Source organism: Rhizobium altiplani, assembly GCF_001542405.1.
Classification (GTDB): domain Bacteria; phylum Pseudomonadota; class Alphaproteobacteria; order Rhizobiales; family Rhizobiaceae; genus Rhizobium; species Rhizobium altiplani.
The window spans coordinates 12,126-30,417 of record NZ_LNCD01000129.1; the positions used below are offsets into that span (position 1 = coordinate 12,126).

An 18,292-nucleotide genomic window follows, 5' to 3' on the forward strand; every position below is an offset into this window, starting at 1 on the left:
TCCTTACCTCATGTAGCTGCCGCCGTTCACGTCCAGCACGGCGCCGTTGAGCGACTCCTGTGAGGGACGAAAGGCGAAGGCGGTGATCTCGCCGATTTCTTCTGGGGCAGCCATGCGGGCGATGGGGATCCCGGCCAGGGCCGCAGCCTCGCCATGCTGGGCAATGTAGGCGTCGGCCATTTCGGTGCGTACCCAGCCGGGTGCCAACGCCACAGCAGTGATGCCTTCATGTCCGTGGCTTTGCGCGATCGATTTCGTGAGGTTGATAAGGGCTGCTTTCGAGGCTCCGTATGCCATGGCGTTGGAGGTGTACCCGCGTTGGCCGGCTCGGCTTGTCATATTGACGATGCGCCCACCACCGTGTTTTCGGAAGTGCTGAATGGCGAGTTTTGAAAGATCGACGGCCGACAGGAAATTGATCCGCATTTCCCGTTCCCAAACGGTTTGCCATTCCTCCATGGGAGCATCGACGGCGACCTCAGAGCGAATACCGGCATTGTTGACCAAGCCTGTCAGCCTACCGGCAGCCGCGATTGCTTGATCCCAAAGAACTTGCGGCCCAGCCTTATCCGACAGATCGGCCGAAACCATCCACCCCCTGCCGCTCAGCGATTTGACCAGCGCCTCAGCGGCATCACGATTGCGGCCGTAGTGTACGACGACGTTTGCTTCCTCTGCCGCCAGCGCCCGGCAAATTGCCCGTCCGATGGCGCCTGTTGCGCCTGTTACGAGGATCGATTGCCCGGACAGGGTCATAGTTCCCCCACTTGCGGACCCCAGGTGTCTGACATGGCAAATCCTTTGATGAACGGGTCCTGCTCCTCAAGGCGCAATTGCTGGCGACCGAAGACATAGCCTTGACCCGTGATCCGCGGCAGCACGGCCGGGCGATCTGCGACCATCGTCTCACCGAGGATCTCGGCCGTGAACTCGCCGCCGATGATGCTGCGCGAAATGCGCCTGTCGCCGGTTCTTGCCTGCCCCCTCGCATACAGGATGGCAAGATTGGCAGAGGACCCTGTTCCACAGGGCGAGCGGTCCACGCGGCCGGGCTTGAGCGTGGTGCAGGTGACGACCGAGCCGTCGGGCTGATAATCGCGGAACATTACATAGGCGATCTCATTGAGGCTCGGGATTTCAGGATGTTCAACCTTGACCTGCTCCGCCAGAAGCGCCTTGATCTCGGTACCTGCTTCGGCAAGGGCGCGGGCGGCCTCGGGAACGATCTTCAGCCCGACCTGATCGACGTCGATTTGCGCATAGAAGACACCGCCGAAGGCGATATCCCCTCTGATCCGGCCCCATTTCGACGTGTCGATCGCGACATCGAGCTGGTGGACGAAGGCAGGCACGTTGTCGAGACTGACCGACAGGCAGCGGCCGTTTTGACAGCGCGCATGCGCCACGATCAGCCCGGCTGCGGTATCCAAGCGGACAACGGTTTCTGGCTCGACCATTTTGACCCGGCCGGTTTCCAGAAGGGCGGTCACAACGCAGATGCAGTTGGAGCCCGACATCGGGTGGGCGCGATCAGGCTGCAGCACGATAAAGGCGGCATCCGCATCCGGGCGGGTTGGTGGCAGAAGCAGATTGGTCGTGTGGACCACCTGCGCCCGCGGTTCGCGCGTCAGAAACAGGCGCAGCGACGGGTCGACGTTGTTCAGATGGTTCATCTTGTCGAGGATGGTCGCGCCGGGAATTTCCGGCGCGCCATCGATGAGCACATTGCCGCTTTCGCCCTGGCAATGGACAAGCAGTATGTCGAGCGCCTTGTCGAAGATCATTTCAGATACCATCCCCACGGCTCCTCGCTGACAAGCCGGGTGATCTGCTTGGTCTCCAGATAATTGTCGAGACCCCATCGGCCGAGTTCGCGGCCGATGCCGGACTCCTTGTAACCTCCCCAGGGCGCTTCGGTGAATGTCGGCTGCGAGCAGTTAATCCAGACGATCCCGGCACGGAACGCACTTGCGACGCGCTCGCAGCGCGCGTCGTCGGCCGACATCACGGCCGCGGCAAGGCCGAAGCGGCTGTCGTTGGCAAGGCGGATCGCCTCCTCCTCGGTCTCGAAAGGACGGATGCAGACGACCGGCCCGAAAATCTCCTCGACCCAGGCGTCGCTGTCCAGCGCCATGTCGGTGAGGATTGTCGGTGAGACCCAGAAGCCCCTGTCGAAACCGTCGTATCTACCGCCGCAGGCGACTGTCGCGCCCTGCTCCATGGCGCGGTCGATGTGGCGCAGGACATCGTCGTACTGACCCTTGTTGACGAGGGGGCCGAGCAGCGTGCCCTCTTCGAGGCCGTTGCCAATCTTGATCTTCTTCGCTTCGGCGACTAGGCGTTCCAGGAGCTTCGGATAAAGTGGCGCTTCCACGAGAACCCGCGAGGTGGCCGAACACACCTGACCCTGGTTCCAGAAGATGCCGAACATGATCCATTCGACAGCCTTGTCGATATCGCTATCGGCGAAGACGATGAACGGCGACTTGCCACCCAGTTCCAGGCTGATGCGTTTGATATCCTTGGCGCCGGCGGCCATGATCCGAGAACCGACGGGACCCGAACCGGTGAAGGCTACTTTGTCGACCTGCGGATGATCGACAAGCGCCTGGCCGACGACGGAACCCTTGCCCGACAGAATATTCAGGACGCCCTTGGGAAGACCGGCGGCCTCTGCGATCACTCCGAGTTCCAGCGCGGTGAGCGAGGTTGTCTCGGCCGGCTTGAGGATCATCGTGCAGCCGGCCGCGAGTGCCGGCGCCACTTTCCACGAGGCCATCAGCAGCGGGTAATTCCAGGGAACGATGGCGACGGCGACGCCGAGCGGTTCGCGCACGGCCTTCGAGACGAAGCGCGCGTCGGCGAGTTTCACCTCTTCCACCTCGCCGTCTAGCTCCTCGGCAAGATCGGCATAAAAATCGAAGCAGCCGGCTGCGTCCGTCAGGTCCCATTCGGACTCGGGCAGTGGTTTGCCGTTGTCGCGCGTTTCCATGCGCGCCAGTTCAGGAAGCCGGTCACGGATGCCCTGTGCCATGGCCCGAAGGTATTTCGCCCGCTCCTTGCCGGAAAGGCGCGGCCAGGGACCGTTGTCGAAGGCCTCGCGCGCTGCCTTCACGGCCGCCTCCGCCTCCGCCGCACCCGCGGCTGCGATATGATGAAACACTTCTTCCGTTGCCGGATCGATGACCGGAAGCATGGCTCCGTCTGCAGGGGCGACCCACGCGCCATTGATGAACAGCTTGCTCTGCATTTTAACCTCACACGTGACGCGTTAGACCGCCATCGACCCGCAGGCTCTGGCCGGTGATGTAGCTGGAATCGTCGCTCAGCAGGAATGCCGCGGCCTTCGCCTGTTCCTCGACTCGGCCGATGCGCTTGAGTGCTGGCAGGTCCGCGAACTTTCCAACGTCGAGGCTATCGGTGAACCCGGGCAACAGGCAGTTCATGCGGATGTTCATCGGTCCGTAGCGGTCGGCATAAAGCTTCGTGAACGATGAGACGCCTGCCCTGTAAACGCAGGATGCCGGAAACCAAAGCGAGGGTTCGAAGGCGGCATAGGTCGTGATGTTGACGATCGAGCCGCCGCCCCGCGCCTCCATGACCGGCGTAACAAGCCGTGCCATGCGAACGACCGATTTGACGATCATGTCGTTGGCCAGATCCCAATTGTCGTCTGTGATATCGAGCAACTCGCCCTTCGGCGGATGACCGGTGTGATTCAACACCGCGTCGATCCGGCCATAGGTCGACATCGCCAGATCGAAAATACCCTTGAGATCGTCTGCACTTTGCGCCACGCCGCGCCAGGCAATCCCACCAAGTTCGGCGGCGAGTTTCTCGCAGTTTTCCGACGGCGACATCAATGCGAGCTTATAGCCGCGAAGCGCCATTTCCCTGGCGACAGCGGCTCCAATGCCCTTCCCGCCTCCGGTGATCAGGCAGATCTTTTCAGTCATGGGTCGCTCCTCTCAAAAGCGGTCGACGCGGTAAGGACGCATATCGATGGGCGGAGTTGCGCCCGTGATCAGATCGCCCATCAAACGGGCGGTGGTTGCGGCATAGGTGACGCCGAGGTGGCCGTGGCCGGTGGCATAGAAGACACCTGGCACTTTGGCCGACGCGGACATGACCGGTACAGTGTCCGGGAAAGCCGGGCGATGCCCCATCCATTCGGTGAAGTTCGCGCAGCGCAGATCCGGCAGAGCCGTCTGCGCGCGCCGCACGGTGATCTTCGACCGGCGATAGTCGGGCGCGGCATCGAGGCCCGCCATCTCGACCGTGCCGCCGACGCGGATGCCGCCGGCCGTGGGCGTCACCATGAAGGCGCGCGCCGGCCAGATGATCGAGTGGCGCATGGTAATGCCGGGCGACATGATCTGGGTGTGATAGCCGCGCTCGGTTTCGAGCGGCATTGGCTCGCCGAGCATCTTCGACAGGCGGCCGCTATAAGCGCCGGCCGCGATCACGACCTCCTCGGCGGCTATCGGATCACCCCCGATGAGCCGCACGGCCGTGATGCGGTCGGATCGCTCGAAACCGGCAACGGCGCCGCGCCGGATTTCGCCGCCAAGCGCGACAAAGCGTTCTGCGAGGCGCTGAACCAGACGAAACGGGTCTCGCAGGCTGCGATTTTGCGGAAAGAGGACGGCGATGCCGATGCTGTCCGACAAAGCCGGCTCAAGTTCCCGCGCTTGCGCGCCCGTTAGAAGCTGATGAGGGAAAGCGAAGCGTTCGAGGATATCGATATGTTCGCGATCGGCGCGGAATTCAGCCTCGTTGCTATAGAGCGACAGGCATCCTTCTTCGGTCAGTTCGCCTTCCAGCCCTGTCTCCTTGAGCAGCGGCATGAGATCGTCATAAACCCGCTTGCAGAGGACGGCGCCCTCAGCCTCGAGCTGCCGCAGCTTGGCCGGGCGTGAGGCAGCAACGAAGCGCGCGAACCAGGGCAGCAATCTGGGCATATAGGCGGGGCGGACACGAACCGGTCCCTCGGGATCGAGCATCCAACCCGGGATCTGTTTCCAGATCGACGGCCGTGAAGCCGGCATGAACTCGGTGACCGCGATCGACGCCATGTTGCCATAGGACGCGCCCCGCCCGACCTCGCCCTTGTCGAGCAGGACGACCTGCCGGCCACGCTTTTGCAGCTCGTAGGCAATGGCCGTCCCAATAATGCCCGCACCGACAACCACGGTGGTCATGCTGCAGTCTCTCCCATCAAAATACATGGAATTGACCGGGCGAGTTTTGTCGCCCGGCTGCCCTGGCTTACCAGTTCAGGATCGGCTCCATGGCGGCACGGAATTCTGCCTTCTCGGCATCGGTCAGGGACCCAAGCGGTGCGCGGCATTCGCCGACCGGCAGGCCCTGCAGTTCGCAGCCATACTTGATCTTCTGAACGAACTTGCCGCTTTCCAGGATATTCATGGCGCGGTAGAGCGTCTTCATCTGCTCGCGAGCCTTGGCGAGATCGCCAGAGCGGAAAGTGCGGTCGAGGTCGCAGCAGGCTTTCGCCATGCAGTTCGACGGACCGCAAATCCAGCTCTCCGCGCCCCAGAACATGAAGTCGAGCGCGATGTCGTCGGAGCCGCTGACCAGCTGGATCTTGCCTTCGTAGCGGCTGGCAATGTCCACGGCACGCTGAAGGACGCCGGAGCTTTCCTTGATGCCGATGACGCGCGGGTTGTCAGCGAAATGGTCCATCAGTTCGAAGCTAATGTCCGAGCCATCCTTGGCGGGATAGCTGTAAAGAACCAGATTGACGTCGACGGCGTCGAGCACGGTCTCATAGTGCCTGATAAGTTCTTCCTGCGTCGGACGGGTATAGAAGGGCGGAGCGAGGAGAACCGTGTCATAGCCGATCTCCTTGGCCATTGCGGTCTGCTCGATCACTTCCCGGGTTGCCGGTGCGTTGCTGCCGGCGATCAGGATCTCACCGGGCTTCGCGAAGTCCTTGACGAACTGCAGCACGGCACGGCGCTCTTCGGTCGACTGGCTGAAATATTCTCCGGTCGAGCCGTTCGGCACCCAACCGGTCACGCCGGCTTCGCGCAGGTGGACCAGCAGCTTCTCGAACGCCTTGAAGTCGATCTTGTTGTTTGCGTCGAACGGGGTGACGAGGGCGGGCATGACGCCAGTGAGTTTCATCTTCTTCTCCATCTTGGGTCGGGGCGGGTCAGACGGCAAGACGTCTGAGGATGCGTTGTTCGAGAACCGTCACCGCCCGCGTCAACGGAAAGGCAATGACGAAGTAAATCAGCGCGACGGCTGTCAGGACTTCAACCGGATGGGCCGTGTTGTTGGAAATATTCTGGCCGACGAACATCAGGTCTGCCATGCCGACGGCGGAAACCAATGCCGACTCCTTAAACAGCGAGACGACATTCGACAGAAGCGTGGGCGCGGCGCGCAACACAGCCTGCGGAAGGACGACATTGGTTGTCCTGGTCCAGGCGGAAAGACCGAGCGCCACGCAGGCGTCGAGTTGCTCTCGACCGACCGATTTCAGCGAAGCACGAAAGGTCTCGCTGGTGATCGCGCCGGTGTAAAGGGTCAGCGCGATGACGCCCGACGCCAAGTTGGACAGTTCGAAGCCCAAGAGAAGCGGCAGGCAGAAGAATATCCAGAACAGCTGGATGAGGACCGGAGTGCCGCGGAAGAACTCCACATAAACGCTCGAGGCACCGCGAAGCACCGGATTTTTGGAGGTTCGGGCGAGCGACAAGAGGAAGCCGAGGGCGCAGCCGAGCACCGCACAGATCAACGTCAGCTTGAGAGTCATCCACAGACCGAGCAGCAGCGCGTGCTGGAATTTGAGGATGATGGCGAAATTGTACGTCATTGTTCCACTCCCTCAGCTTGCCATGACTTCGCGGCGGCGTTCGAGATAGCCGACGATTTGCGAGATGGGGAAAGAGACCGCGAAATAAACCAGCGCGACGATGGTAAAGGTCTCGATCGGACGATAGGTCTGGGTTGCCAGCGTCTTTCCCTGGTACATGAGATCCTGGATCGCGACGATGGCCACGAGCGCGCTTTGCTGGAATATGCCGATCCCATTGGTCAGAAGGACGGGGATAGAATTGCGCACGGCGGTGGGCAGGACGATATAGGCGATCCGCTGGAACGGATTGAGACCAAGCGCCACGCCGGCGTCGAGCTGCTCGCGCGGAACCGCTTGAATCGAAGCGCGATACGCTTCGGCGTTGAAAGCCGCGAGGTTGAGACCGAGCGCCATGATGCCCATCGTCATCGGTCCGAGGAAGACGTCGAACAGCATCGGCACGCAGTAGAAGAACCAGACGATCTGGACGATTGCCGGCGTGCAGCGGAAGAATTCGACGAACAGCATGAACGGCCAGCGCACCGCCGCCCAACGGGTCATAATGAGGAGCGCGAGGACGAAACCGAGGGTGAGGCCGACGACATTGGCAGCCAGCGTCAGTTCGATCGTCACCCAAAGACCGTCCCACAGAGGCCCAATGTTTCGGAAAACCGACTGGAAATCGAAACTGTAGTCCATGACGCCGGTCTCCTAGTGCTTGATATGGAAGACACGCTCGATGAATTCACGGGTGCGCTCTTCCTTAGGCGAGCCGAGGACCTGTTCCGGAGGGCCGTCCTCGACGACCACGCCGCCGGCGCAGAAGATGACGCGGGAGGCAATGTTCTTGGCGAACCACATGTCGTGGGTGACGATCACCATCGGCATGTCCTGCTTGGCGAGTTGCAGGATGACCTGCTCGACCTCGGCGACAAGCTCCGGGTCCAGCGCGCTGGTGACTTCGTCGAAGAGCATCAGCTTCGGGTCAAGCATCAAGGCGCGGGCGATGGCAACGCGCTGCTTCTGGCCGCCGCTCAATTGCGCCGGATAGAAGTTGGCTTTCTGAGCAAGGCCAAAGCGGGTGAGAAGCCCCATGGCGCGCTCCTGCGCAGCGGCCTTCTTTTCGCCCCTCACCTTCATCGGAGCCAGGATCAGGTTGCCGATGACGTCGAGATGGGGGAACAATGTGTAGTGCTGGAACACCATGCCGATCGAACGGCGAACCTTGGCGTCTATGTCGGTCTTGCCGTTGCCGTTCGTCGAAATATACGGCTTGCCGCCGAAGGTCACGGAGCCCCGATCGATCTTCTCGAGGCCCATGAGGACCCGCAGCAGCGTCGACTTGCCGCCACCGCTCGGGCCGATGACGACGACGCGGTCGCCGGCTTTCATCTCGATGTCGAGACCCTGCAGGACTTTGACGGCGCCGCCGCCATAGCTCTTATGCAGGCCTTCCATTTTGACAAGCGGAGCCATTGATGGCGTCGACATGGCGCAATCCCCTGAATTCGTTATCGTTGTGAGGCGTAAAAAGGGCCGTCCGCGAGATGGGCGGCCCCGCTAAAGCGTCAGTTGGATGTCTTGAGGGTTTCGTCAACCGCCTTGCGGATCAGGTCGTCGACATGTCCGGTCGCGACGCGTTCTTCAAGGAAGATGTCGACCACTTCCTTGTCGGCCGAGGAGAGCTGATGGGGAAGACCGAAGGCGACACCCTGCTTGGCAAGCGCCGGCTCCGGATTGAGGGCAACGGCCCAGTCGGGATTGGACTGGGTGAAGAGTTGGTTGGTGTCCGAGGCATCGACGAGAATGTCGGCGCGCTTGGAAACCACCGCCAGCCGGGTTTCGTCGTTGGTGGGCAGGCGCATGATCGTCGCCTTCTTGATGGCGGCGGAGATTGCCTTGTCCTGTGCAGTGCCGGACATGACGGCCAGCGTCACGCCTTCCTTGTCGATATCCGCGACGGACTTGGCGCCGGCCGAAACCTTCGGGTTATTCTTGTTGTAGGCAAGCGAGATCTGGTATTCCATCGCCGGGATCGAGAACTGCACCGCCATTGCGCGGGCTGGCGTCCGGTTCAGTGCAAGCGACACGTCCCATTTGCCGGCCTGAAGGCCCGCCACGATATTGTCCCAGGTCGTATCGACGAATTGGGGCTTTACCTGCAGCGTGTCGGCCAATTCGCGGCAAAGATCAGCGAAGAAGCCGGAATATTCGCCGGAAGCCGGATCGCGCATGACGTAAGGTGGTGCAACCGCCGCGCCGCAGCGCAGAACGCCGGCCTTCTGCACGCCTTGCCAATATCCCTCTGCCTGTTGGGCCTGGGCGGCATGGGCAAGGCCAAAAGCAAGCGCAGCAGCCGGCATCGCCCGCAAGGCGGACGCTATCAAAGTTTTCAACATGACAATCCTCATTTGTTGCGCACTTGGGCGCGGTTCCTCCGCCGGCTTGTCGCCGGACTTTTTTTCTTTTGTCGACTGGCTGTCGACCGCTGCATATATGTCGACAGGGAATCGACATTGTCAAGCGGAAAAACTGCGTGTCGACAAAGTTTCTTTGACAGACAACATGTCGACAGGGGCTCAAATTGGCGCTATGCCTTTGATGAGCAGGTAGAAGAGGCGATCCAATGGAAGAGCAAGAGGCCAAAAGGCCACGAGGAAGCGGCTGGAAGGACATCTACACGACGTTGCGAAATGAAATCCTCGCCCTCGTGTTGCAGCCCGGACAGCTTCTTGACGAGATGACGCTGGCCGAGCGGTTCGATATGTCGCGCTCACCGGTCCGCGAGGCGCTGATCCGTTTGGCAAGCGACGATCTGGTCGTGACGCTCGCCAACCGCAGCACGATTGTCGCCCCCATCGAAGTCGCGACTTTTCCAAAATATGTCGAAGCGCTCGACATTGCCCAGAGAATGAACACGCGCCTTGCGGCAGCGCTCAGAACGGATGCCGACCTCAAGGTGATCTCAAAGCGGTCGAAGGAATTCGAGGCCGCGGTGAAGACAGGCAATCATCTCGCCATGTCAGAGGCGAACAAACGGTTTCACATGGCGATTGCCGAAGCGGGCCGCAATCCGTATCTCGCGTCCTTCTACGAAAGATTGCTTTCGCAAGGACAGCGCATGTTGCACCTGCATTTCGAATACCTCGAGCGTACGCACGAAGGCTATCTCTTGACCGATGAGCATCAGCTGATGCTGGATGCGATCAAGGCCAAGGATGTCGACCGCGCAGACGATCTCGCCCACGCTCATACCAGGCAATTCCAAAAGAACTTCATTGAGTTCATGCGGGAAAACTATACCACTGACGTCACCCTGAGACCCTTGTCGGCGGCGGAGTAAGGTGGTTCGGCAGACGAAAGGAACCCCTCGCCTCAAAACTTAAGAACGTGTCTTGAACAGAAAGTCACCGGTCTATCTGAACGCGCTACGTGCCTTTGAGGCCAGCGCACGTCATGGCAGCTTCTCTGGAGCTGCCGAAGAACTCAAGGTCACCTCAGCCGCGGTCGGACAGATGGTGCGCGGGTTGGAGGATTGGCTCGGAATGCCGCTCTTTCATCGCACCACCACCGGAAAGGCGAGGCTCACCCCGACCGAACACGCCGAGCATGCCCTTCCCGACATCAGGGCAGGGCTCGATCAGCTGGTTATTGGACTGGAGCGTCTTCGGGAATCCGCGACAAGCGGCATCCTCAACGTGACCGTCAGTCCTGCGTTCGCCGCCAAATGGCTATTGCCCCGCATCGATCGCTTCCAGGCCAGATCTCCGGAGACCGACATCCGGCTCGAGACGAGCTTGAAGCTCGTCGACTACAAGGCACACGGCATCGATATCGGCGTGCGCTACGGAGACGGAAGCTGGCCGGACCTGATCGCCGAAAAGCTGATGGACGAGGAAATCTTTCCGGTCTGTTCGCCCAGGTTTTCAGACATCGGAAGCCTGAACGTCCCGGCTGATCTGACACGCCAGACGCTCATCCACGATCTCTCCGTGGATCCGGCCATCGGTTTTGTCACCTGGGACCGCTGGCTGCAAGCCGCCGGCGTATCCGACACCCAGCCGCAAAGAGGCATGCGGATCGATAATTCCGCTGCCGTCCTGCAGGCCGCGATCGAGGGGCAGGGCGTGGCGCTGGCGCGCAGTATCCTGGCCCATGACGATCTGGCCGCGGGCCGGCTCCAGCGCCTCTTCCCGGACGTCATCGTTCCCTCGCGGCTCGCATATTATGTCGTCTACCGGGGGCAGTATGCGTCGCTGCCGAAACTGCAGGCCTTTCGCAACTGGCTGCTTGAAGAGGCAGGCACGGCACGATCCTAACCCGGTCGCGACGCAGCGCACCAAAGATTTTCTTTGCCGCGCCCAAGAAACTCTCATTTGTCAAGCCGGCCATCCGGGCGCAACAAACGGCGCACAGGCATTGTCGCGGGACGATCTCCTTGCCGCGCGCCCAGCGAAAGGATGACTCATGGCTTATCTCCAAATCACCCTGCAGATTGCCGCCGAGAACCGTCGCGCTGCCGTGGGCGTCTATCAGAAATACAAGGAAACGTTCCTTACCGAAGTCGCCGGCGCAACCTCCAAGGAACTCCTGATCCGGGACGATGACGTGCAGGTTCTCCACGGGTTCAACAGCGTCGACGACGCCACGGCCTATCTCGAAAGTGCGCTATTCAATGACGACGTCGTCACTGGATTGAAGCCGCTGCTCGCAGCAGCGCCGGACATTCGCATTTACGCCGTCGTCTGAACCGCAGTGAGATCGAGCCGAAGGTCCGCCCATGGCTTCAATGACAACAATATTATCCAAGACGGTAGTCATCGTTGGCGGCGGCCTTGCCGGGCTCACGGCAGCCTACCACCTTCATCGCAACGGACTCGACTTTACCCTGGTCGAGGCACGGGATCGGCTGGGGGGCCACATCCTGACGGCTGACCTGCAAACCGATGTTTCGTCTGACGGATTCGATCTCGGTCCTTCCTGGTTCTGGCCCGACATGCATCCAACGGTCCAGGAATTTGCGCGTGAACTGGGGCTTTCGTTTTTTCCCCAATATTCCGACGGCGCGCTGGTGTTTCAGCGCTCACGCGAAACCGCACCCGAGCGCTACGGCACGATGCGGCAAGAGCCGATTTCGATGCGGCTCTCCGGCGGTACCGGAGCCATTGTCTCGGCTCTCTCGGGGCGTCTCCCGCAGGCGTCATTGCGGCTCGCCGCGACAGTAAGCCGCATCGCACAAACAGCAGATCGACTCAAGGTGCGGCTCGCCGGGACCGTCGGCTCTGCCGACGAGATAACGGCGTCCCATGTGATCCTCGCGCTGCCGCCGCGATTGCTCGCTGAGACGATCGTTCTCGATCCCACGCCGGCGGATCTGATCTTTAAGATTTGGCGGGACACGCCGACCTGGATGGCGCCGCATGCCAAAATCTTCGCTCTCTATGACCGGCCCTTCTGGCGCGAAGCCGGGCTTTCCGGCGCCGCCCGCAGCATGGTCGGCCCGCTCGTCGAGATCCATGATGCGACGACCGCTTCTGGAAAGGCGGCCCTCTTCGGCTTCGTCGGCGTCCCGGCGCCCGCCCGAGGTCAGGCCGGTCGCGATGCCATCATCAGCGCCTCGATTACACAGCTTGGGCAATTGTTCGGACCGCAAGCCCTGGCTCCGATTTCGACGCTCTACAAGGACTGGGCCGACGATCCGCTGACCGCGACGTCTTTGGACAGGATGGCTGGCGATCATCCTCAAGGCAGCCCGCGGGAATGGGTCGATCAGACCTGGCGGAGCTGGATCAGCTTGGCCGGCAGCGAAACAGCAATCGACGACCCCGGCTATCTGGCTGGCGCCATCGAAGCCGGTGCGCGCGCAGCCACGACCCTGATCACCTGGCGAGACGAAGATCGTTTATCACCTATTTTGGAACGCGAGGACAGGAGCAGATCATGACAACAACAACCTACCGGGCGATGCAGGTATCCTCATCCGGCGGCCTTGAGCTTGTGAACCGACCGGCACCGACGCCGGGCGACAACGAGGCGCTGATTGCGGTTGAAGCCTGCGGCATCTGCGGCGCGGATGCCAGCGACATCGACAAGGCTGACAGGAAACTACAGCCGCCGCGCGTTCCTGGTCACGAAGTGGTAGGCCGCATCATCGCGCTTGGTTCAAACGCGCCTTCGATCTGGAGGCTTGGCCAGCGCGTCGGCGTGGGCCGGCTCGGCGGGCATTGCAACGAGTGCAATGAATGCCGCCGCGGCCGTTTCAATCTCTGCCGCAACCAGCCCGTTCTCGGATCCTCCTGCGACGGCGGCTATGCGGAAATGTTGATTGCGCGCGCGACTGGACTCGTTTCCATTCCGGACGAGCTTTCATCGGAAGAGGCAGCACCGATCCTTTGCGCCGGCATCGCCACCTTCAATGCTTTGAAGAAGTCGGGCGCGGAGGCAGGCGATACCGTTGCCGTTCTCGGAATTGGCGGGCTCGGCCACATGGCGCTGCAATATGCCCGCAAGATGGGCTTCCGCGTGGTCGCGGTGGGTCGGGGCGACGATATTGCCGAAGATGCGGCGACGCTTGGCGCCCATCGTTACATCGACACGAACATAGAAAACGCCGCCGAGGCTTTGAATGCGATGGGCGGGGCGAAGGCAATCCTGACCACCACCGGCAACCCGGAAGCCGTCTCGGTTTTGATGCCCGCACTTGCACCGGAAGGCCGCCTGATCGTGCTCGGCGTCGGCAAGGATCCGCTGCCAGTCTCGACCGGATATCTGGTAGGCGCAGAGCGAGGTGTCATCGGCTCGATGACTGGCTCCCCGTTCGAAAACGAGAGGACGCTGGATTTCAGCGTCCTGACCGGGGTGCGGGCGATGATCGAAACCATGCCGTTGGAGCAGGCCGCCGAAGCGGTCCGAAGAATGCGTTCTGGTGAGGCGAAATTCCGGATCGTTCTGACGATGGGAGACCAGACCAATGCGGATCAATGAAGACCTGACCAAGCCGGTCATCGTCCACGCGGCCAATCTCGATTGGGTGCCGAGCCCCGCCGCCGGCGTCGACCGGCGCATGCTCTACCGGGTCGGCCGTGAAGTTGCGCGCGCGACCTCCATCGTGCGCTACGCGCCGGGCAGCGCTTTCCCGTCCCACGTCCATAGCGGTGGCGAAGAGATACTCGTGCTCGAGGGGACGTTCCAAGACGAGCATGGTGATTATCCGGCCGGATGTTATTTCCGCAATCCGCCCGGCACCTCACACGTACCGGCGTCGGAGGAGGGCTGCGTGATCTTCGTGCGCCTCTGGCAGTTTCGTCAGGGCGACAGTACGCAGATCGTCCGGCGGCCGGGCGAGGGTCAAGCGGCCGCATTGCGCGCCAGCGCCCATGCGGCGCGTGTTCTCTTCGAGGATATCACCGAACGCGTTTCGATCGAGACCTGGCAGCCCGACTCCGCCATCGCCGTCGAAAATCGCCGTGGCCTCGAATTTCTGGTGCTGTCCGGCAGCCTTCTATCGCAGGGCGAGCCCCTGGAGCCGCTATGCTGGGGACGCTTGCCTGCAGGCAGTCCACTTGAGGCGGTGACCGGCCCGGACGGCGCCGAAATCTGGATCAAGGACGCCCCTCTTCAGCACGCCGATGTGCTGCCGATGCCTGCCTAGCCCACGCGTCACAAACCAAGCTATTGAGAAGGACAAGCCGATGGGGATCGTCGAGGCGACGTTCCGCGACAGGATAGATGTGGCGGCTTCAAGGAACGTCTGGGTTCTAACGGCGGCCCAGTCGCTCGGAGGCGCCAATTCTCCCAGCGTCATTTCGCTCGGCGGGCTCGTCGGCCAGCATCTGGCGTCCGATCCGGCCGCAGCAACCTTGCCGGTCAGCATGCTCAACCTCGGGCTTGCTTTGGGAACGCTGCCGGCTGCGGCAGTCATGCGCCGGTTCGGGCGGCGCACCGGATATATCCTGGGTGCCACGCTCGGCACGATCGCAGGCATCGTTGCCACGATCGGCATTGTCCGATCGAGCTTCGTGATCTTCTGCTTGGGCACGTTGATGGCGGGTTTCTATTCAGCCTATGTCCAGAGCTACCGCTTTGCGGCGACCGACGGCCTGACTGGCGCCGGACGTGACCGCGCAATATCACGCGTGATGGTGGGCGGGCTGATCGCTGCCATCATAGGACCGCAGCTTGTCATCTGGACGCGTAACGCTCTGCCGGGACATGCCTTTGCCGGCAGCTTCCTCAGCCAGGCGATGCTCGCCTTGCTCGCGGTGCCGATCCTTTTGGCTCTGCGCCGCCCGGCGGCTCCCGCCGCTGTCCATGCCACCGCCGCTGCGAACCGCCCGCTTGCCCAGATGCTGGCCTCACCGCGCTATCTATTGGCCGTGGCGACCGGCGTCGTCTCTTACGGGCTGATGACGTTCGTGATGACGGCCGCACCAATGGCCATGGCCGGGCACGGCCATTCCGTCGATTCCGCATCGCTCGGCATTCACTGGCACGTTCTCGCCATGTTCGGCCCAAGCTTCTTCACTGGCCGCCTCATGGCGCGCTTCGGCAAAGAGCGTATGGCGGCGACGGGACTTCTCCTGATCGGCGGTTCGGCGCTCATTGCGCTCAGTGGTCTCGATATCGCGCACTTCTGGGGATCGCTCATCCTTTTGGGGCTCGGCTGGAATTTCGGCTTCATTGGCGCAACAGCGATGGTTGCTGAGTGCCATTCGCCATCCGAACGTGGCAAAGCGCAGGGTGCCAATGATTTCATGGTGTTCGGGACAGTAGCCTGTGCTTCCTTTTTCGCAGGTTCGCTGCTCCACAGCTCAGGCTGGAGCACGATCAATTGGCTGGTGTTACCGGCCGTAGCTTTTATCCTTGTTCCGCTCGTATGGCGTGCCGCCAGCTTACCCGGCAACAGATAAGGAAGGACTGGAATGTCGGTTTCCGGCCGTCGCATCGATCACATTGTGCTTGCGGTTCATGATCTTGAGGCCGCCGCCCGCTTTTACGAGCGCTTGGGCTTCCGGCTCGGTGCGCGCAACCGTCACCCGTGGGGCACCGACAACCGGCTTGTTCAGTTCGGTTCTTCCTTCATCGAATTGATCGCGATCGGCGACGACCCGGGCATGATACCACCACACGCACCGGGCCGGTTCAGCTTCGGCGGTTTCCTGCGGGATTACCTGCAAGCGCGCGAAGGCTTTGCCATGTTCGTCCTCGACAGCGCAGATGCGAAGGCCGATGCAGCGGCGTTTTTGAAAAAGGGAATCGGTGACTTCGAACCCGTCTTCTTTGAGCGGAAAGGGCGTCGGCCGGATGGCGGCGAGACGCATGTTGCCTTCACGCTGGCCTTTGCCATGGATCCAAACATTCCGAACGCTTCCTTCTTCGTTTGCCAGCAGCATTTTCCCGAGAACTTCTGGAATGCGGAATTTCAAAATCACCCCAATGGCGCAACCAATGTGGTCGCCGTCACTCTGACGACTGAAGACCCCGACAAGCATGCAGGTTTCCTCGCGGATTTTACTGGCGTCTCCGCCACGCAGGACCGCAATCGGACAGGTTATGCCTTGCTGGGCGGCCGGCTGAACGTGGAAAAGTCTGACGAGGATGGTGGGTTTACAGGCTACACGATCGCCATTCCCGATCTGACGCGGCAGCGGCAGTTGCTCTCGACAGCGGGCGTTCCCTTTACCGCCGAGGGCAATCGCATCACCATAAAGCCCGAAGACGCCTTTGGCGTGGCGATCGGCTTTGTCTCGGGCGGCTGAATGCGACAGGCACAAACGCGCGGCGAACGAAACTGCCTCACCAGGCATCCAGCGATCACGCCAGGGGTATGCGGCCCATCTCCCGGGCAAGCGTCAGGAAGCCATTAATGTAGGAGGTCGTCTCCTCGCCGCGCCTGACGCCGAGGTTGATGCTCTTCTGAATCCCTGCCTCGCCCAGGCTGAGTGCCCGTATCGGCATTCCCGCCCCATCCTCTTGCAGCAACCAGTCCGGAAGGACGGTGACCCCCCTGCCCGCGCAAACGAGTTGCAGCATGAGGTCGACAGTTTCGGCCGTCCTGTGCTGACGGGGCCGGCAATGGGCGGGAACGAGAAACCGGGTGTAAATGTCCAGTCGCTCCAGGGTGACGGGGACTGTGATCAGCTCTTCGTCGAGCAGATCGTGCGGTTGCACGCATGTCCTGCCGGCAAGAGGATGGGACTCGTGCACCATAAGGACCAGCTCGTAATCGAACACGGGCGTGAACAGCAGCTCCGGCGCCTCTACCGGGTCTGGAGTTATCAGCAGGTCGATTTCATAACCCAGCAGCGCCTCGACCCCGTCGAAACGAAAAGCGGTGCGCACGTCGAAATCCACGTCGGGCCACCGCGCCAGATAGGGTGTCGCCATTCTCGAGAGCCAGCGCTGGCACGGATGGCATTCCATGCCGACGCGGAGCGCTCCTCGTCGTCCCAATGAGAAGTCGGTGAGGACCCGTTCGGCATGTTCCAATTGCGGCAGAATCCGCTCGGCTACGGTGAGCAGGTATTCGCCCGTTTGCGTCAGGCGCAGGCCGCGGCCGGTTTTCATCCAGATCTTGATGCCATGCCGATCCTCGAACTTGGCGATCGTGTGGCTCAGAGCCGATTGTGTGACGTTCATCTTCTCGGCCGCTGCGGTGACGCTGCCGTGACGATTGACTTCTCTCAGGATCGCCAGATGCTGCCGATCTATCATTATGATCCCCGTTCATGAGCATATGAATTCATACCATTTCCATTCATAATGAACTGCGATTTGGCCGCGCCCATAAGGGCCACGGCGGCGGATTTTACACTCGGGAACTGGAACATTCCGACGCTGGTCTACCCCGGCGACCCCGAAACGGTCTTCCCCGATGACCATATTCCGCACCCAGCAAGACTACGCTGATCTCAGGCATTGGCGTGACGCGGTATCCGCAAAATAACGTGCTGGCCTTTGCCTGGCATCCCAAGGGCTGCGCCCGTGAAGACGGCACCTACGATCGCGATGGCAGTGAACGCTCCGAGCTCTGGGAAGCCGAAAAGGTTCTGGCGCCATTGGGCACCGACATTTGGTACCGTTTCGACATGTTCGTCGATGCAAGCATAACGCCGACCACTGCACGATTTGTGATCGGCCAATGGAGACAAACAAATTCTCTCCGAGATGCCCCTATCCTTGCCCAGGGGTTCAATGGTCGCGCCTTTACAGTCTCGATCGAATAGGACAACGCGGATCCGAACCGTGATCCGAAAAACGTCCTTTGCCGCGTTTTCATCGCCGGGCAGGAGAGCGCGCCGGTGGAACCAGGTTTCGGCAATGCCCATACGCTCGTCAAGCCGGCGCAGCTCTTCTCCCTGATGAAAAATCAGATGCTGTCGGTCGGTCATGACACCGAGGACCTCGCCCATGGAACAGCACCTTTGTCGGCATCAGGCCTAACTGGTTGTGCTCAGGCAATCTCGGTGA

General features: G+C 61.3%; 20 protein-coding genes. 9 read left to right on the forward strand and 11 right to left on the reverse strand.

Annotation, left to right across the window (positions count from 1 at the left end; genetic code table 11):
• Positions 1 to 3: 3 nt before the first annotated feature.
• The 10 genes from AS026_RS31965 to AS026_RS32010 all read right to left on the reverse strand — a co-directional run bounded on the left by AS026_RS31965 (position 4) and on the right by AS026_RS32010 (position 9,222).
• The gene (locus tag AS026_RS31965) at positions 4 to 756 is read right to left on the reverse strand and encodes an SDR family NAD(P)-dependent oxidoreductase (protein ID WP_028746913.1); all 753 of its coding nucleotides are present in this window, start codon (positions 754 to 756) and stop codon (positions 4 to 6) included.
• Positions 753 to 1,784, reverse strand: coding sequence for a proline racemase family protein (locus AS026_RS31970; RefSeq protein WP_028746914.1), 1,032 nt, complete (start codon positions 1,782 to 1,784; stop codon positions 753 to 755). Before AS026_RS31970 ends, AS026_RS31965 begins: the two co-directional genes overlap by 4 nt.
• On the reverse strand, positions 1,781 to 3,250 hold the full coding sequence (locus tag AS026_RS31975) for an aldehyde dehydrogenase family protein (RefSeq protein WP_028746915.1): 1,470 nt from the start codon (positions 3,248 to 3,250) through the stop codon (positions 1,781 to 1,783). The genes AS026_RS31970 and AS026_RS31975 overlap by 4 nt, the downstream gene beginning before the upstream one ends.
• Positions 3,251 to 3,257: 7 nt before the next feature.
• Positions 3,258 to 3,956 (reverse strand): SDR family oxidoreductase, encoded by a 699-nt coding sequence (locus AS026_RS31980; protein ID WP_028746916.1) that lies wholly within the window; start codon positions 3,954 to 3,956, stop codon positions 3,258 to 3,260.
• A 12-nt stretch (positions 3,957 to 3,968) separates the two neighbouring features.
• Positions 3,969 to 5,201 (reverse strand): NAD(P)/FAD-dependent oxidoreductase, encoded by a 1,233-nt coding sequence (locus AS026_RS31985; protein ID WP_028746917.1) that lies wholly within the window; start codon positions 5,199 to 5,201, stop codon positions 3,969 to 3,971.
• 67 nt (positions 5,202 to 5,268) lie between these two features.
• Complete coding sequence (locus tag AS026_RS31990) at positions 5,269 to 6,147, reverse strand: dihydrodipicolinate synthase family protein (RefSeq protein WP_028746918.1); 879 nt, start codon at positions 6,145 to 6,147, stop codon at positions 5,269 to 5,271.
• Between the two features lie 28 nt (positions 6,148 to 6,175).
• Positions 6,176 to 6,841 carry an amino acid ABC transporter permease gene (locus tag AS026_RS31995; RefSeq protein WP_028746919.1) on the reverse strand — a complete coding sequence of 222 codons (666 nt, stop codon included), beginning with the start codon at positions 6,839 to 6,841 and terminating at the stop codon, positions 6,176 to 6,178.
• 12 nt (positions 6,842 to 6,853) lie between these two features.
• Complete coding sequence (locus AS026_RS32000; RefSeq protein WP_028746920.1) at positions 6,854 to 7,522, reverse strand: amino acid ABC transporter permease; 669 nt, start codon at positions 7,520 to 7,522, stop codon at positions 6,854 to 6,856.
• A 12-nt stretch (positions 7,523 to 7,534) separates the two neighbouring features.
• Positions 7,535 to 8,314, reverse strand: coding sequence for an amino acid ABC transporter ATP-binding protein (locus AS026_RS32005; RefSeq protein WP_028746921.1), 780 nt, complete (start codon positions 8,312 to 8,314; stop codon positions 7,535 to 7,537).
• A 77-nt stretch (positions 8,315 to 8,391) separates the two neighbouring features.
• Entirely contained in the window at positions 8,392 to 9,222 is an 831-nt protein-coding gene (locus tag AS026_RS32010) for a substrate-binding periplasmic protein (protein ID WP_028746922.1), read from the reverse strand.
• Positions 9,223 to 9,449: 227 nt separating this feature from the next.
• Between AS026_RS32010 and AS026_RS32015 the strand changes: the two genes are divergently transcribed.
• The 8 genes from AS026_RS32015 (at position 9,450) to AS026_RS32050 (ending at position 16,581) form a co-directional block, all read left to right on the forward strand.
• Complete coding sequence (locus AS026_RS32015; RefSeq protein ID WP_028746923.1) at positions 9,450 to 10,166, forward strand: GntR family transcriptional regulator; 717 nt, start codon at positions 9,450 to 9,452, stop codon at positions 10,164 to 10,166.
• A 52-nt stretch (positions 10,167 to 10,218) separates the two neighbouring features.
• On the forward strand, positions 10,219 to 11,142 hold the full coding sequence (gene gcvA / locus AS026_RS32020) for a transcriptional regulator GcvA (RefSeq protein ID WP_028746924.1): 924 nt from the start codon (positions 10,219 to 10,221) through the stop codon (positions 11,140 to 11,142).
• A 148-nt stretch (positions 11,143 to 11,290) separates the two neighbouring features.
• The gene (locus tag AS026_RS32025; RefSeq protein WP_028746925.1) at positions 11,291 to 11,572 is read left to right on the forward strand and encodes a hypothetical protein; all 282 of its coding nucleotides are present in this window, start codon (positions 11,291 to 11,293) and stop codon (positions 11,570 to 11,572) included.
• A 31-nt stretch (positions 11,573 to 11,603) separates the two neighbouring features.
• Positions 11,604 to 12,767: a flavin monoamine oxidase family protein gene (locus tag AS026_RS32030; protein WP_235777063.1), complete on the forward strand. Its 1,164-nt coding sequence runs from the start codon at positions 11,604 to 11,606 to the stop codon at positions 12,765 to 12,767.
• Positions 12,764 to 13,807 carry an alcohol dehydrogenase gene (locus AS026_RS32035; RefSeq protein ID WP_037075246.1) on the forward strand — a complete coding sequence of 348 codons (1,044 nt, stop codon included), beginning with the start codon at positions 12,764 to 12,766 and terminating at the stop codon, positions 13,805 to 13,807. Before AS026_RS32030 ends, AS026_RS32035 begins: the two co-directional genes overlap by 4 nt.
• Entirely contained in the window at positions 13,794 to 14,474 is a 681-nt protein-coding gene (locus AS026_RS32040) for a cupin domain-containing protein (RefSeq protein WP_028746927.1), read from the forward strand. The genes AS026_RS32035 and AS026_RS32040 overlap by 14 nt, the downstream gene beginning before the upstream one ends.
• Before the next feature lie 40 nt (positions 14,475 to 14,514).
• On the forward strand, positions 14,515 to 15,732 hold the full coding sequence (locus AS026_RS32045) for an MFS transporter (RefSeq protein ID WP_062374511.1): 1,218 nt from the start codon (positions 14,515 to 14,517) through the stop codon (positions 15,730 to 15,732).
• A 12-nt stretch (positions 15,733 to 15,744) separates the two neighbouring features.
• Positions 15,745 to 16,581: a VOC family protein gene (locus AS026_RS32050; protein WP_028746929.1), complete on the forward strand. Its 837-nt coding sequence runs from the start codon at positions 15,745 to 15,747 to the stop codon at positions 16,579 to 16,581.
• Positions 16,582 to 16,636: 55 nt separating this feature from the next.
• Here AS026_RS32050 and AS026_RS32055 read toward each other — a convergent pair whose 3' ends face one another.
• Positions 16,637 to 17,536 (reverse strand): LysR family transcriptional regulator, encoded by a 900-nt coding sequence (locus AS026_RS32055; protein ID WP_028746930.1) that lies wholly within the window; start codon positions 17,534 to 17,536, stop codon positions 16,637 to 16,639.
• Positions 17,537 to 17,745: 209 nt separating this feature from the next.
• Here AS026_RS32055 and AS026_RS43795 point away from each other — a divergent pair, with 209 nt between their 5' ends.
• Positions 17,746 to 18,048 carry a polysaccharide lyase family protein gene (locus tag AS026_RS43795; protein WP_245307325.1) on the forward strand — a complete coding sequence of 101 codons (303 nt, stop codon included), beginning with the start codon at positions 17,746 to 17,748 and terminating at the stop codon, positions 18,046 to 18,048.
• The last annotated feature ends 244 nt before the right edge of the window (positions 18,049 to 18,292 follow it).